Annotated in this window: 1 rRNA gene; it reads left to right on the forward strand. The window is 57.5% G+C overall.

Annotated elements, in window-relative coordinates:
• Positions 1–207, forward strand: a 16S ribosomal RNA gene (locus N826_RS39520); the annotation flags it as partial.

Raw genomic sequence — 207 nt, forward strand, 5'->3', positions numbered from 1 at the left:
CGAAGGCGGCCCCCTGGACGAAGACTGACGCTCAGGTGCGAAAGCGTGGGGAGCAAACAGGATTAGATACCCTGGTAGTCCACGCTGTAAACGATGTCGATTTGGAGGTTGTGCCCTTGAGGCGTGGCTTCCGGAGCTAACGCGTTAAATCGACCGCCTGGGGAGTACGGCCGCAAGGTTAAAACTCAAATGAATTGACGGGGGCCC

Source organism: Skermanella aerolata KACC 11604, from assembly GCF_000936425.1.
Classification (GTDB): domain Bacteria; phylum Pseudomonadota; class Alphaproteobacteria; order Azospirillales; family Azospirillaceae; genus Skermanella; species Skermanella aerolata.